10 protein-coding genes are annotated in these 15,361 nt (G+C 38.6%); 6 read left to right on the forward strand and 4 right to left on the reverse strand.

Features of this window, described 5'->3' with window-relative positions; genetic code table 11:
* The first annotated feature begins 9 nt into the window (after positions 1 to 9).
* Positions 10 to 513: a hydrogenase maturation protease gene (locus VL20_RS02450; protein WP_052275495.1), complete on the forward strand. Its 504-nt coding sequence runs from the start codon at positions 10 to 12 to the stop codon at positions 511 to 513.
* Here VL20_RS02450 and VL20_RS02455 read toward each other — a convergent pair.
* From VL20_RS02455 to VL20_RS02465, 3 genes are all read right to left on the reverse strand, one after another.
* On the reverse strand, positions 440 to 2,122 hold the full coding sequence (locus tag VL20_RS02455) for a mechanosensitive ion channel family protein (RefSeq protein ID WP_052275496.1): 1,683 nt from the start codon (positions 2,120 to 2,122) through the stop codon (positions 440 to 442). The two genes, VL20_RS02450 and VL20_RS02455, sit on opposite strands and share 74 nt — an antisense overlap.
* Before the next feature lie 3 nt (positions 2,123 to 2,125).
* A complete protein-coding gene (locus tag VL20_RS02460; protein WP_052275497.1) occupies positions 2,126 to 3,223 on the reverse strand; it encodes a saccharopine dehydrogenase family protein in 1,098 nt (365 codons plus the stop codon).
* An 89-nt stretch (positions 3,224 to 3,312) separates the two neighbouring features.
* The gene (locus VL20_RS02465; protein ID WP_052275498.1) at positions 3,313 to 4,755 is read right to left on the reverse strand and encodes a sensor histidine kinase; all 1,443 of its coding nucleotides are present in this window, start codon (positions 4,753 to 4,755) and stop codon (positions 3,313 to 3,315) included.
* A gap of 392 nt (positions 4,756 to 5,147) precedes the next feature.
* On the opposite strand from VL20_RS02465, the gene VL20_RS02470 reads away from it, so the two are divergent.
* The 5 genes from VL20_RS02470 to VL20_RS02490 all read left to right on the forward strand — a co-directional run bounded on the left by VL20_RS02470 (position 5,148) and on the right by VL20_RS02490 (position 13,353).
* On the forward strand, positions 5,148 to 8,270 hold the full coding sequence (locus VL20_RS02470) for a DEAD/DEAH box helicase (RefSeq protein ID WP_052275499.1): 3,123 nt from the start codon (positions 5,148 to 5,150) through the stop codon (positions 8,268 to 8,270).
* A gap of 13 nt (positions 8,271 to 8,283) precedes the next feature.
* Entirely contained in the window at positions 8,284 to 9,123 is an 840-nt protein-coding gene (locus VL20_RS02475) for an SWIM zinc finger family protein (RefSeq protein ID WP_052275500.1), read from the forward strand.
* A 225-nt stretch (positions 9,124 to 9,348) separates the two neighbouring features.
* Positions 9,349 to 10,620, forward strand: a complete 1,272-nt coding sequence (locus tag VL20_RS02480) for an AAA family ATPase (protein WP_052275501.1) — start codon at positions 9,349 to 9,351, stop codon at positions 10,618 to 10,620.
* Entirely contained in the window at positions 10,620 to 11,045 is a 426-nt protein-coding gene (locus VL20_RS02485) for a hypothetical protein (protein ID WP_052275502.1), read from the forward strand. The genes VL20_RS02480 and VL20_RS02485 overlap by 1 nt, the downstream gene beginning before the upstream one ends.
* A 283-nt stretch (positions 11,046 to 11,328) precedes the next feature.
* A complete protein-coding gene (locus VL20_RS02490) occupies positions 11,329 to 13,353 on the forward strand; it encodes a potassium channel family protein (protein ID WP_052278358.1) in 2,025 nt (674 codons plus the stop codon).
* Between the two features lie 186 nt (positions 13,354 to 13,539).
* Here the strand turns inward: VL20_RS02490 and VL20_RS02495 are convergent, their stop codons facing one another.
* Positions 13,540 to 15,324: a hypothetical protein gene (locus VL20_RS02495; RefSeq protein ID WP_052275503.1), complete on the reverse strand. Its 1,785-nt coding sequence runs from the start codon at positions 15,322 to 15,324 to the stop codon at positions 13,540 to 13,542.
* Between the last annotated feature and the right edge of the window lie 37 nt (positions 15,325 to 15,361).

The following is a 15,361-nucleotide window of genomic DNA, read 5'->3' on the forward strand; positions in this document are numbered from 1 at the left end:
GCTATAACCATGAATAATTTTAAAATACTGCTCATCGGCTACGGTAATACTTTAAGAAATGATGACGGAGTGGGAGTGAGAATAGCCGAAATTATTGCCGGGGAGAATTGGCCTCATGTGCAAGTTATCGCTACCCATCAATTGACTCCTGAGTTAGCAGCCGATATAGCTGATGCTTCCCTAGTTATTTTTGTTGATGCAGTATTATCTAGTCAAACCGATATCCGGATAGAAAAATTAGCGGCAGTTACCGAATGGAATAATTTCGGTCATGCAGAAAGTCCCGCTTCTTTATTAGCATTAACTCAAGCAATTTATCAACAAACTCCCAGGGCCTGGGGAATATTTATTCCTGCTATTAACTGTGAATTTGGTGAAGAATTATCAACAATAACTCAAAAGGGCTTGACAAATGCGATTAAAGCTATTAGGAAAATTATTACTTCTGAGGATTTGACTGAATACCAAAAGCAGGACTTTGATAATCTTCCGGCAGATAATTTTCAGGAATAGTGCTGTGATTGCCATCCCGGAGAGCCTTGTAGTGAGGAGACATAATTTCGATACCGACTTCGTTACATTTATCCTGAATATTTTGGTGTAATTCAGAATAAATATACACCATTTTGTTAGGATGATCGGTGTAGGCATTTAGCTGATAGCTGACATAAAAATCATCGAGACTGGTTTGCAAGACAAAAGGAGCAGGTTCTGAGACAATAAATTGGGTGGCTAAGGCTGCTTCTTTCAGAGTTGCGTGAACCTTACGCCAAGGTAAATCATAACCGAGAGTGACTGTGGTTTGCAAAATTAAAGGCTGTTTGAATTCCCTTTGAGAGACACTAAAGTTAATCACATTGGTGTTTAACAGCGATGAATTAGGAATCGTGATAATTCTATTAGCCGGTGTGCGAATACGGGTGACTAATAATCCTTTTTCAATCACATCTCCAATAACATCACCAATAGAAATTTTATCTCCTAGTTGAAAAGAGCGGGTATAGATGAGGATAATTCCTCCTACCACGTTAGCGATAGCAGAGGTGGAACCCAAGGAAAATAGCACCCCTAAAAATACCGACACCCCCTGAAAAGCAGGAGAATTAAATCCGGGTAGATAGGGAAAAGCGATGACTATAGCTAAGGCAATTATCAGCAGTGACAGTAAATTATAGGTTGGGTTTGCCCAATCGGGATAGAAACCATGGATTACTAAATTTTCTCTTGCCAAGGCGGTGAAAAATGGTTTAATCGCTCTCAACAGATAGTGAGTTATAAAAACAATTAGCAGTATAATAAAAATATTGGGTAAATATTTTGCTATCTCTTGGGAAAAAACTTCCAAAGCACGAAAAAAGTATTGCAGAAAACCATCACCAAATTTTCTAGTCCAGGGAAAAAGACGAAGGACAAAAGTTAAATAAAAATAGAGAATAGTTAAAATAATTAGAGTGCGGATAAATTGCAAAATTCTTAGGGAAAAAATTCCTATTGTCCTAGAACTAATAATCTCAAAATTTTGGAATCCGACCCCAGGAACTAGGGAGGTGATTAATCTCTGAATCTGGGGAAAACCCCGCGAAGATATAAAAATCATCACCCAGAAAATTAAGACCGTGGACAGGGTAGCACTTACCGTCAAAACTGCATCTTTTAAGAGGTTATCTGGTTGACGTTCTTGACGATAACGGACAATGGCCGCTTTAATCTTTGCTAAAGCTCGTTCGGCCAATACTTCTTGACTGACCGCGTGTAATTTGGCATCTTTAGAAGTAATAGTAGCAATAACCGTATCTCCCAAAATAATCGAAGGGTTTTTGTCTTCAGGATCAATTTTTATAGTTAAATCTTCAGGAGAAAGAGCATCGTCATCGGCAATTTTTTCAATTCTATCTGTAATCGATTTCGCTCTTTCTTGCGCTGAAAAAGAACCTATTCCCTGCCGAATAGTAAAAAGTTCTTGATTATCAAGCATGACGGGAAAAACTTCTCCCAAAGTTTCCAGGGGTGTTTCCTGTCCTTGTTTAGCAGGATTATTCTGGGCTGCTATCATGAGGATGGGGGATAAAGTCAGTAACAAAACTAAACAAAACAGCCCTAGGTAACGCCAGATTTTTTTCATCTTCTAAGCCACAATTGCACAGGAGCGATCGAGTTTAATACCTCTTTTTTTCATCGTAGCATGGAATAGTTCTGTGGATAACACCTGTTCCACGGGATAAATCCCGGCTTTTTGGAGTTTTGCCCCTAAGATTAATTCTGCCACGCTGCCAGTTCCCCAGCCAGCTGCTTGAGCAGTGTTCTCGTGAACCATAGTTGCTTGATAAACTGCTTTTTGCTGCCCTTGCCATCCGGCGACTTTTGCTAACATTGCTACCCCAATTCCCGAAAATTTATCGGTTACTTCTGTCATGCGATAACTAACTTGGGAAAAAAACTCGATTCCCCGAGAACTTTCTACCCAAGCATCGGGAAAAATATGGGCAGTAATCCAAGTTAAATGATTATAAAAATCGGGAATAGAACCAAATTTTGTGATCACATTTTGCACTGGAAAAGATTCAGCAAAAGTATAGGTTTCTGGCATATCAAACCAATAAACACCAGTTTTACCCAAAGGAGCGGGAAAGTCAATTACTTCTCTAGCAGTATAGGGTTCAATCTCTTGCCATTTTCCCTCAATCCAAGCTAAAAAAGGCTTTTTTAAACCGAGAAAAGTTGTCCGCATCACAGTTAATCCCGCACCTCCTGAACCGGCTACGGCATAATTTAAACGGATCGTTTCTACCCTATCTAACTGTTCGACTCCCTCTCGCACTATACTATTAGAAATACCGGGGAAAATTCCCGTATTAACCACGGCAGTTATTCCCGCTTTTATCGCTAATTCTCGATAGGGGATTAACTTTTGATAAAAAGAACGATGATCACTAACATCAATATAATTGACTTTTTCTTCGATGCAAATTTTTACTACCCTGCCATCGCGATAATGAAAGGGACCAGCACAATGAATAACTAAATCACTCTTTTTAATTGCCTGTCTAAGCTTGTCTATTTCTTCTAAATCTAAAGCCAAAAACTGCATTCTTGGCAGTAATTTAATCGCTTTTTCCTTGCGTCCTGTGATAATAATTTTAGCTGCAGTATGATTAATAATATCTAGGGCGACACTTTGACCAATGCGACCAGTGCCACCTAAAATTAAAACAGTTTTTTCCATGGCAACTATTAATAATGTTTGCCCTAGTATAGCATCCTCTTGGCAAGTTTCCCTATTTTCCAAGATGCAAATTTTAGAATAATCCCAACTTATTTAATGCGTCCGAGGGGCAAGAAAATGGTTAAAATCTCACCTTCTTCGGGTTTTTCACGCACAATAAATTTACCTCCCAAAGCTTGAAAAAGGTTTTTAGTTACCTTCATATTCAGACTTAAACTACCGGTTTCTGGTTGAAACATTAGGACTTTTCCCAAAGCTTTGAGGGTAAGATTAGGTGATTTTATTTGAGTTTGAAACTGCATTTTTAATTGATTTCCTGCCGTTGATATATGTACTTGCAACAGGCCACCACTAGCCATACTGCGAGTACATTTTTCCACGACTCCATTTAACATTTGATCCAATAAATTCGGGTCGCTAATTACCGAAGGCAATTTTTTCGGTACATTAACTTCTAAATTGACATTGCGCCTTTTAGCTTGTTTTTGCCACCGGGGAATACTATCTTGAAAGACTTTTTCTAGAGCAATTGGAATTAATTGAATCGGTTTATCCCCCAGAGGATTAATACCCAATTCTGCGGCTCGAAAAATTAATTCCATGCGCTGAATTTGTTCACTACATTCTAAATCGATTGTTTCTAAATATTTTTCCACATCTTCCGTTACTTTGGCCCGTTTTAACAATAATCTGGTAATGGTGCGAATGGTGGTTAAAGGGGTGCGAATTTCGTGGGTTAAAGCGCGCAATAATTCCAAATCACAACCCGATTCTAAATTAGAATTATCTTCCTTTGGCGGAGTGATTTCGGCATTGATAGGCGATTTCGTTTTTTTCAGGTCTAAGTTAGACTGGTCGGGTAAATTTTGCAGTAATTGGCGACTAAATTGGCTAACTAGACGATAATCCGGCGAGGGACTGCCATTAGCCTCGATAATTGCCTCTAAAGTCTCGATTTGCGGATAACGCAGATTAACTAATCGTTGCCGCAACTGCTGCCAAGCTTGCTGAGTGAGGACGGGATCAAAGGAAAATTGAAAAGAGGATAAACCCCACTGATCTTCGCCTAAAACCAGCAAAAGAGCGAAACTTTCGCTAAAAACCAGACAAAATCTTTCATTAGCAATCGGATCCGTTGGCAAGAGAGGCAATTCATGAATCTCTGTCGGGGAAATATCGGCGGCGGATTTTTCCTGAGAAGGCAATTGCAAACCCAGCCATGGTAAATGTTTTAAAGCTTTAACGGTGAAAACACCGAATTTAAAACCCGTTAAAGCCTTGCTTTCTCTGACTAAAGCCGTCGGACCGGAGAGAATTAAACCCCGACCGGCGGCAGCATTATTTTGGTTTTGTAATAAGATATTTTCTAAAGCGGCGATCGCTGCGAACCATTCACTTTCCGCTTTTAGATGCGATCGCTTGAGCCATTCTGATAAATTAGGATAAAAAGCATTGGGGGTGAAAGTTTCCCGGTCCTGATGGTCAGTCGGCGGGAAAATATCGCTTAATTTCGGTAAAGACCCCTTTAACATCGTCTTCATCACTGACTAGATACAAATTCCTTAACTAGAATAGTACCCCCGTCAATGCTCATCCCATAACGGTAAAACCGAACTCTATTGGCAGTGATATCCGCGTTTTGATAACAGTTATCTTAATGGTGAGGTACAAAGTTTTACTTTTGGGGAGTCGGTAGTCGATAGCAAATTAGGTTACACTTCATCGAGGATGATCAGAAAGGCTGTATCAGTTATCAGATGTGAGTTTTCAGTTTGCTGATCATATTTTTCTCTGATCCAGAGAACTTTTGGGCTCCCAAAGGGATAAGAATAGGAAAGTGTGGAGAATCCTCCCATAATCGCTACAATTTTTCTAGAGGCTAAATGTTGCCCTCATTTAAGTTCTTTTGTACTCATTAAAAACCATGAAAATTCTTCACGGTACTTGGATTCCTCAATCAACGGACGAATTTATTCAGAAGGGTAGCTTTTATCTTTGGGGAGAAACTAGCACCCCGAAAAAGAGTCGCACCACTGCCGATAATTATCATCCTTTTCAGTTAAGCAAAGAAGAATTAACTAGCTTCCTTACCGGAGAGTTAGGAATAGTTCAATCGAATTATAATCCTCTTAGTCGGCAATTTGTCCCCCGCTACTTTCTTTTACCTAGCCAGGATAATCAACCTTTACCTTCCTTAGAATTACTGCGTTATCTAGAAAAAGAACCCCCAGAAAATAGCCAATGGCAATCTTGGCAAATTGATTGTTATCCCCTTAATCCTGTACTTAAACTGCTCAATGATCTGCACTTTATCTGTCTTTACAACTCCTCAGAGATTCAGTTAGGTGCAGATTTACTTTTTTGGTATCACTACAGTCAAGCTTTTAAAGAAATAATTCTCAAAGATAACTATATTCCTGCCTTTAAATATCGAGAATTAGCTACAAATAACCAGAAAACCGCTAACTTTGCCATCTACCCTCTTTGGGAAATTATATCAGCAACCTACGAAACCAATCTCGATCACTATCTCGAATATCTTCCCCGCATTTGTCTTGCTGGTGCTGAAAATCCCCATGCTTCACCACAATTATACGATCCCAAAACCCTACTCCGGCACTTCTCCGAATGTCTCCTCAATGAAATTGTCACTAATACGGCAATTCCTGCCAGTTTTGATAAAAAAATTGGCGAGACAATTATAGGTGACTGCCTCTCTGTGACTAAAGCTGCTGGATTTCTGCAAACTGCCGCTGCCTTAGAAAAATATCAACAGTGGCAAACTTGGAGACAGCAATTACTAGGAGACCAAAATATATCTAGTTTTAGCCTTGGTTTTAAACTAACGGAAGCGCCAGAAGATAATATTGAACAGTGGCAAATTACCTTTATCCTCATCTCTAAACAAGACCCCTCCCTGCGATTAGAATTAGACGAATATTGGTATGCAGTCCCCGATACTAGAACAAGCATACAAGCGCATTTTGGTCAAGATTTAGACAAAAATATTTTACTAAGTTTGGGTTATGCTGCCCGTATTTATCCCACCATTTGGCAAGGATTAGAAACGGATAAACCGACGGGATTTTCTCTAAACCTTACAGAAGCTTTTACTTTCTTAAAAGAAACTGCTTGGATTTTAGAAGATGCGGGATATAAAGTGATTATTCCCGCTTGGTGGACTCCCCAAGGTCGTCAGCGCGCCAAAGTTCGGCTAAAAACTACTTCTAAATCGGGCAAATCTACCCCCGTTAGTAAAGGGATTTTTAGCCTCGAAAACATCATTGAATATCAATATGAATTAGCCATCGGTGAAGAAACTATTAGTCAAGAGGAATGGCAACAATTAATTAACACCAAAACACCCCTAGTTAAATTTCGAGGTCAATGGGTAGAATTAGAACAAAATAAAATGCAGCAAATGCTGGATTTTTGGCAGAAATATCAGCAGGAAAATCCTGAGATGAATCTGATTGAATTAATGAAAAAAGCTGCCGAATACCCAGAAGAAATTATTGTTGAAACCGATGATTTTTTAGGTTCTATGCTAGAGAAATTACAAAATCCTAGTCAACTAGAACCGATCGAAAATCCTCCCCAATTACAGGGAACGCTGCGGGAGTACCAAAAGCGGGGGGTTGCCTGGATTCAATACCTAGAACAATTGGGGTTAAATGGTTGTCTTGCTGACGATATGGGACTGGGAAAAACCCTACAGGTAATTGCTAGATTGATTGGGGAAAGAGAGGGAGATAATAATGTTTTGCCAACTCTGCTAGTTGCACCCACTTCTGTGGTGGGAAATTGGGCAAAAGAAATTGAAAAATTTGCCCCCCATCTTCAGGTTTTAATTCACCATGGTAGTAAGCGCTATCAAGATGAGAACGAATTTCAGACAGTAGCTAGTCAAAAGGATATCGTCATTACTTCTTTTACCTTAGTTCGCAAGGATTTGAAATTATTTAACTCGCAATCTTGGCAACGTTTGGTAATTGATGAAGCACAAAATATCAAAAATCCTAAAGCAGCACAAACTAAAGCAATCTTGAGTTTATCTGCACAACATCGTCTCGCATTAACGGGAACTCCTGTGGAAAATAGACTGCTTGATTTATGGTCAATTTTTAACTTCCTTAACCCCGGTTATTTAGGCAAAGAAACTCAATTTCGTAAAGCTTTTGAAGTGCCAATCCAAAAACAAAATGATCGTCTCCAGTCCACGGTTCTCAAAAAATTAGTGGAACCTTTTATTCTGCGTCGGGTAAAAACCGATAAGCAGATAATTAAAGATTTGCCTGATAAAGTGGAAAACAAACAGTATTGTAATTTAACTAAAGAACAAGCTTCTCTCTACGAAGTTGTTATCAAAGAAGTGGAAAAACAATTAGAAGAAGCAGAGGGAATAAAACGCAAGGGATTAATTTTATCTACCCTGATGCGCTTGAAACAAATTTGTAATCATCCCCGTCAATTTCTACAGGATAACAGCGCTTTTACTCCTGAGCGATCGCATAAGTTAGAGCGTTTGGGAGAAATGCTAGAAGAAGTAATTTTAGAGGGAGATAGTCTGCTAATTTTCACTCAATTTACCGAAATCGGTGACTCCTTACAAAAGTACCTCAAACAAACTTTTCGCTATAATACTTATTATCTTCACGGGGGGACTTCTCAACCAAAACGAGAACAAATGATCGAAGAATTTCAACATCCCGAAACAGAACCTTCCGTATTTATTTTATCCCTAAAAGCTGGGGGAGTGGGGATTACTTTAACCAAAGCAAATCATGTTTTTCATTTTGATCGTTGGTGGAATCCTGCGGTGGAAAATCAAGCAACCGATCGCGCTTTTAGAATTGGTCAACAAAAAAATGTTTTCGTGCATAAATTTGTTACTTTGGGAACCTTAGAGGAAAGAATTGATGAAATGATCGAGGAAAAGAAAAAGGTAGCTAATGCTATTGTTAGTAATGATGAATCCTGGTTAACGGAATTAGATAACGAAAGTTTTCGTCAGTTAATCGCATTGAATAAACAGACAATTATTTAATCGAGGTAAACCTATGAATAAATTTAGTAAAACTTGGTGGGGACAACGCTTTATAGAAGCATTAGAGGAATTTACCGACTCAGCGCGCTTGAGTCGAGGACGTTCCTACGCTAAAAATGATAAAGTCAAGAATTACGAAATTGACGGTAATTTAATTACTGCTCAGGTGCGAGGTTCCATTAATCCCTACTTTGGAGTTTACAAAGAACCTTTGTATAAGGTGAGTATCGAGATTAAACCAATTACTAAAGCAGAGTGGTCACAAGCTTTATATAATCTTGGTTCAAGAGCGAGTATGATCTCTAAACTGCTGCTCAAAGAAGTTCCCGATAATATTGATGAAGCATTTAGCGATCTGAATCTGCACTTATTACCCCACAGTCAAAAGGATTTTATCACCAATTGTTCCTGTCCCGATTGGGAAAATCCCTGTAAACATATTGCTGGAGTTTATTACCTCGTTGCTTCCCAATTAGATCAGGATCCTTTCCTCTTATTTGAATTACGCGGTATCTCTCGTCAAAAATTACTGCAAGAGTTAGCAAAAACTCCCCTCGGTAAGCTGCTTTCCTCCTCTATCCAAGAGGAAAAAATTCCTCTTAACCCTGTCACTTCCTATCACACTAAACCCGAAACTATACCAGCATCAGAAATAATTGATCTCAAAGAATTTTGGCACTCCCATCACCGTTTACCAGAAAATCCTCAGTTAGTTAAATCCGCAACTATTCCCGCAATTGTCATTAAAAAAGCTGGTGATTATCCTGCATTTTGGGATAAGGATACTTCCTTTATCGAGGTAATGGAAGAAATGTATCAACGGGTACGCAATAAAAATGCAGGGATACTTTAAAAAAATATAAGTTTTCCTTTTGGGGAGTCAGGAGTCAGTCCCGATGCAAAATTAGGTTACACTTTATCTTGATGAGAAACGCTGTAGCTAAATTGCTGACTTTTTGACTTAGGTATCTATCCATAGGAGGGTAGATTAGAATAAACAGGTTAACAACTGACAGTAATTGAAAATCTACCCCTAACCTGCTAGTATTGTTATGAGACTGGACATAAGAGACATACAATGGAATCCTTAATTATTGAAAATTTTCTGATTATTAAGTATGCGGAAATAGAGATAAAAGAAATTAATGTTATCATCGGTGAACAGTCCACTGGTAAAAGTATTATTGCTAAATTAGTTTTTTTATTTGAAACATTTTTGTTTTATCAAGTTAAATTATTAGTCACTAATCTTCAAGATCAGCAAGAACTCAAAAGGCACATACAGAAGCGATTTGAGGAATTATTTCCTAAATACGCATGGAAAGAGCAAGTATTCAAAATAGTTTATCGTTTGGATGACATGAACTTTTTGATTGAAAGATATAAGGACAAATCTGGCTATTTTAAACTACAATTTACCTATTCAGATAATTTTAAAAAGTTTTACAATACAACAATTAGACAAGTGAGTAAAATTGCCAAAAGCAATAACAAAGTCACTCAAGATATTTATTCATATATGAATGATTGTGTGGTCAAAAATATTGCTGATTTTTTTCAAGGCAATGAAAAAATTTTTTATACAAAGATTTTATTTGTCCCAGCTAGTCGCACTCTGTTTGTTAAATACTTTACCAATAATATTTTTACCTTTTTAGCTAATAATTTTGATCTTGATCCTCTGATTATCAACTTTGGCTCTAATTATGAAAATGCTCAACGCCTATACAGAATAATTAATGAATCAGAAAGTTTATTCCAAGATAAAAAAGATGATAAAAAACTTTATGATCAAATTAAATTAATTAGCGAAAAGATTCTATCAGGCAGCTATGCGCGCGAGAAAGATCAAGATTGGCTTTATCATGCCGATGGGAGAAAGATCAACCTAATTGATGCTTCAAGCGGACAACAAGAAGCCTTACCAATGTTATTAATTCTCTTAGTTTTCCCCTTTTTTGCCACTCACGAATCTAATCAATTCTTTATTGAGGAACCCGAAACCCATCTTTTTCCCTCCGCTCAAAGAGATATGGTAGAACTATTTACCTTACTTTATGCTAATAAAAATTGTCGTTTCTTTCTCACTACCCATAGTCCCTACATTCTCACAGCTTTGAATAATAAAATCATGGCGGCTAACGTTGAGCCTGTCAAAGCGGAAAAATCTTTAGGTTATAAAAATACTATTCAATTTCAAGATGTGTCAGCCTACACAATTAGCAACGGACAAACTCAAAGTATCTTAGATACAGAGGTGAACTTGATTGGTATCAATAACCTCGATGCTGTCTCCGATGAACTTAGTCAAGAGTTTGAAGAAATCTTAGAAAGAAAGGCTCAACAATAATGGATATTAGTCACTGTTCTGAATGCAATACTAATAAAATAGTCAAAGTTAAAGAAAATGGTAAAGAATTCATCGTCAACAATAATAGTCAGAAATTAGTTACTAAGATAAAAATAGATAATTGTTTAATCATCGAGGGAAAAAGATGCGACTGGCTGTTAGAAATTGATTATCCCTGTAGCTTGGCTCTTTATATTGAACTCAAGGGTAAAAATATTGAACAAGCTTATGATCAATTATTGTCAACTCTAAATCATTCTTACTTACAAGAAAGACATAAAAAATCTAAAAAAGAATGCTATATTGTGGCTTCTAGAGTACCAAAAGCTGGAACCAATGTTCAGGTTTATCAGGCGAGATTAAAGCAATCTCATCCCGAAGTTAGTTTAAAAGTCAGGTCGATGAAAGCTGAAATCACTATTTAGGTTTTTCCCTCAGAAAAAAGCTGAACTAATTATTCCTGTCCCGATTGACAAAATCCCTGTAAACATATTGCTGAAGTTTATTACTTCGTTGCCTCCCAATTAAATATGGAAGAAATGTATCAACGGGTACGCAATAAAAACGCTGGTATGTTATAATTAGGTAGGTGTTTAAAATCGTCTAATACCCCCTTGGTTAAAAAAAAATTAAGGGTAGATTAAAGTGGGATTAAAGGGGGATCAGAAGTTTGAAAAAGCATTCTATTTTTTAAGACAAGCAGAATCTATGAACCAAGAATCTCTCAGCTTTGTCCATGGGAATGTCAAGTTAGCCGATCGCTTTTTAGTCTGTGGATTGGGTAGTCTCGGACAACACTGCGTCAAGTCTTTAAAAGAGTTTGGGGTTAGCGTTGTCGGTATCGAACTAATACAGCCTCCCAGTTGGGAAATTAACGATTTTCCCGATTTATTAGAGGAAATAATTATCGGTGATTGTCGTCAAAAAAACATTTTAGCAAGAGCGGGAATCGATCGCTGTCGGGCTGCTTTAATTGTCACCAGTGATGAGCGAATTAATGCCACCACTGCCCTAATTATTCGGCAATTAAATCCCCATACCCGCTTAGTGGTGCGTTCTTCTAAAGATAATCTCAATCAGCTACTTAAGGAACGTTTAGGCAATTTTATCGCCTATGAACCTACCCAACTACCCGCCAATGCCTTTGCTTTAGCCACATTAGGCACAGAAACCCTCGGTTTTTTGCATCTCGACGGTCAGAAATTGCGGATTATCCAGAGACAAATTAGTCCCGAAGATGGTTTACTCGATCGCTTTTTAGGTGATTTAAATACCCCCACCCGTCGTCTGTTAGCACACACAGCCCCCGATGAACCTTTAAGGGCCGGATTTTATCAATGGTCCCCCACCACCACTATCCGGGCCGGTGATACCATTACCACCATCGAAACTACCTATCAAAATATCGATGCTACCCGCCAGAAACCGTCAAATTCTCGCCAGAAGTTGCGGCATTTTTGGCAAAAATTAGGCAAAGAAACCCAACAATTCTGGCAATTGAGTTTTCAGCAGCAAATTCACCGGGTGGCTTTCCTGTCAGTATTTATCATTATCCTCCTAGTAATTATCGGGACTTTTCTTTTCCATCTCTACGCCCCGAGAGCTTCCTTTATTTCCGCTCTTTCAGGAACGGCGATTCTTTTATTAGGTGGTTACGGTGATGTTTTCGGTGCCTCTAACCCCGAAGATTTAAATGCAGTCCCCTGGTGGATGCAGCTATTTAGTCTCTTTTTAACCTTAGCTGGAACCGCTTTTATCGGGGTTCTCTACGCTATTTTGACAGAAACTTTATTATCATCAAGATTTCAATTTATCCCTAACCGTCCCCCAGTTCCCCAACAGAATCATATCGTTATTGTGGGCTTAGGTCGAGTCGGCAAAGAAGTGGCTAATTTATTACTAGAAATGCAACAGGCGATCGTCGGGGTCAGCTTAAATAGGGATTTTGATGCGACTATCCTGCCAAAAATGCCCCTGATGACGGGAAATATCGAAGAATCTTTAAAAAATGTCAATTTAGATAGGGCCAAAAGTATAGCGATTGTTACCGATGACGAAATCCTCAATTTAGAAGTGGCCCTAACCACCCGCAAACTCAACCCCCAAAGCTACTTAGTCATCCGCACCACCGACGACAACCTTAGTCAACAATTAAGTCAAATTCTGCCCCAATCTCACATTTTAGGAACCAACACCGTAGCGGCAGAAGCCTTTACGGGGGCCGCTTTCGGAGAAAATATCATCTATCTGTTCCGTTGGGCGCAAAAAACGATTCTGGTGACGGAATACGAGATCGAAGCTGGAGATACTCTCAATGGTAGCTCGCTCGGGGATATTGCCTACGGTTATCGAGTCGTGCCGATCCTACACCAACGAGAACGGCAAGCCCCGAAATTAATGCCCGAAGATTATCTCAACTTACGCATCGGCGATCGCATTGTGGTGCTGGCCACCATCAACGGACTGCGACGGGTGGAACAGGGTCGTCGCACTCCCAAAACTTGGCGCGTGCGGGTGGAAAAAGCCTTTAATCGCAATATTGCCGCGGAAGCGCCCACCGTAATCAGTCGTTTTTCTAATTGTCCCCTGAAAACCGCCAGCGATCTCATGGAAAATTTGCCAGCAACCCTGGGCGCCCCCCTCTACGAACAGCAGGCGATTCGATTAGTTTCCGAGTTAAAAAAAATTCAAGTTCAAGCGCTGGCTATTCCCATTAACCCGAAATCGAGTTAATCGGAGTTAAGTAAGTAGTTATAATTAAATTGAAGATAGATTTTGCCTCTGCCCCCCCTTATTAAGGGGGGTGCCGATAGGCGGGGGATCCCCCCTGCCCTACTTAATAAGGGGGGTGTCTGACAACTTTTAACACCTACCTACTTATCCTTTTTTATCAAACTAGAAGGCTCTCTTGGTCTTTTTTTATGCAGTTAAAGTGACCGTAGCCTTGGCAGTTTGTCCAGAATCAGAAGTAGCAGTAATAGTAATTTTATCCCCATTATTTCCTTGTGCAGGTGCAGTGTAGGTAAATTTGGCATCAGTGGTATTTTTATCAATTTTACCGCTGTCTGGCGGTGAGATTGTGATGGTGTAGTTACCAACGGGATTAATGATAAATTCTTGGATTCCATTTAATGCTAAAGTTGCGCTAGAGGGAGCGATCAGAATCGTTGGAGGTAGTCCCTGTCCAGTGGAACTAGCCTCTACAGTTACTTTTTTCTCCACTTGATTAATTAAATCGGGAATAAGACGTTCGCTAAATCCAGCCACAAAAGCCATTGTTAAAAGTCCATATAAATAGATGCCATTCCGATTATCTTCAGTGCCACCCCGAATTTCTAAGGGAGAAATATTAGAGTTAAGAATTAGCAGAATAAAGAAAGCAAAACTTCCCCCTAAAATCGGCTTAGTTAGACCAATTATAAATGGCAAGAGGTCATCGTCATATTTTTGGTTTTTGGGATTATCAAAATCTTGCAAACGAGTTAGAAGACTAACTGCTCCCCCTAAAGTGCCTGTCATCAATATCAATATCAAGAGTCTAAAATTTCCGTCTTTGTCTTCAGTATTTTGGTTACTTTTACCCTCAGTATTGATTGGAGGTAAAGACATAAGCAAATCTTTCACTGGAAGGGAGTTCATAATACCCCAATTCAAAGGGAGAGCTAACACTAATCCAATTAAAACTTTTGTAGGTATTTTGAAAGAATGGAACAGATTATCTCTGAATTCGGCTAGACGAGTCCAAAAACCTGTCTGGGTTTTTCTTAATCCCGTTCTGGCGGCATAGCGTAATTTTTGTGCCAGAATAATATTAGGTTTACCTATTAAAGATTTAATCGCAATTTCTCCAGCATCTACCACCGACTTTACTTGCATGATATCACCAGGTTTGGAAATGTTCTTGAGTTCCACCTGTGCCATCCCTAGTATTTTAATTAATTTGGCTAATTCTCCCTGTACTTCCCGGTCTAATTCTTGAGGGAATCCCGCTACTTGTTCTTGGGTTTTTTCCAGCAAAATATCAATTCTTTTATTTAGTTTGATTCCCTCATCTCTAGCTTTAATTTCATTGATTAAATCGTCTAAAGTTTGAAATAAAACACTTTCTTCTTGTACTTGTAGTTGTGCAAAATTATCTTTAAATTCCTTGACTAACTTTTCAAAGGGTTCATCTACTTCAGGAATTGAACTATATTTGTCTAAGTTTTCCTTCAGTTCAGCAATCAAAGACTCATTTTTCTTTTGTAATTCCACAGTGGTGGAAAATTTAACCAAAGTATCTTTAATTTTTGTTTGCCAAGCGATTAGTTCTTGCTTAAGTCCTGGCAAGTTTGCATCGTTAGCATTAGCATCGAATAGAATCGTAATTGTGGCCACTAAACTATCAGTTTCTTGGCTTAAAGTATCAAGAGGAGTTTCTGAAATTTTGCCCGTAGATAAAAGGTTGATTGTCTCCACAAGCTGATCTGTATGAGCTAGTATTTGTTTTTCTAATTCTTCTCTGCTAGGTAAAGGGTCTGAAAAAGTTAATTCACCTAGTTTTTGAATAAGTTCATCTCTTAAATTATTAGTCTCTTGAGTGATTGTTTTGGCTTCTGTTTGGTAACTAGCAAGGGTAGCTGATTTATCCTGACTAAATTTATTTTGGGTTTCCAGAATAAATTGATTAATTTTTTGTTCGATAGCAGGATTTAGATTAATCATGATTGTCTTCTCCTAAAAAAAGGCGAAAATGGGCTAA

This window comes from Microcystis panniformis FACHB-1757, from assembly GCF_001264245.1.
GTDB classification, from domain to species: Bacteria; Cyanobacteriota; Cyanobacteriia; order Cyanobacteriales; family Microcystaceae; genus Microcystis; species Microcystis panniformis.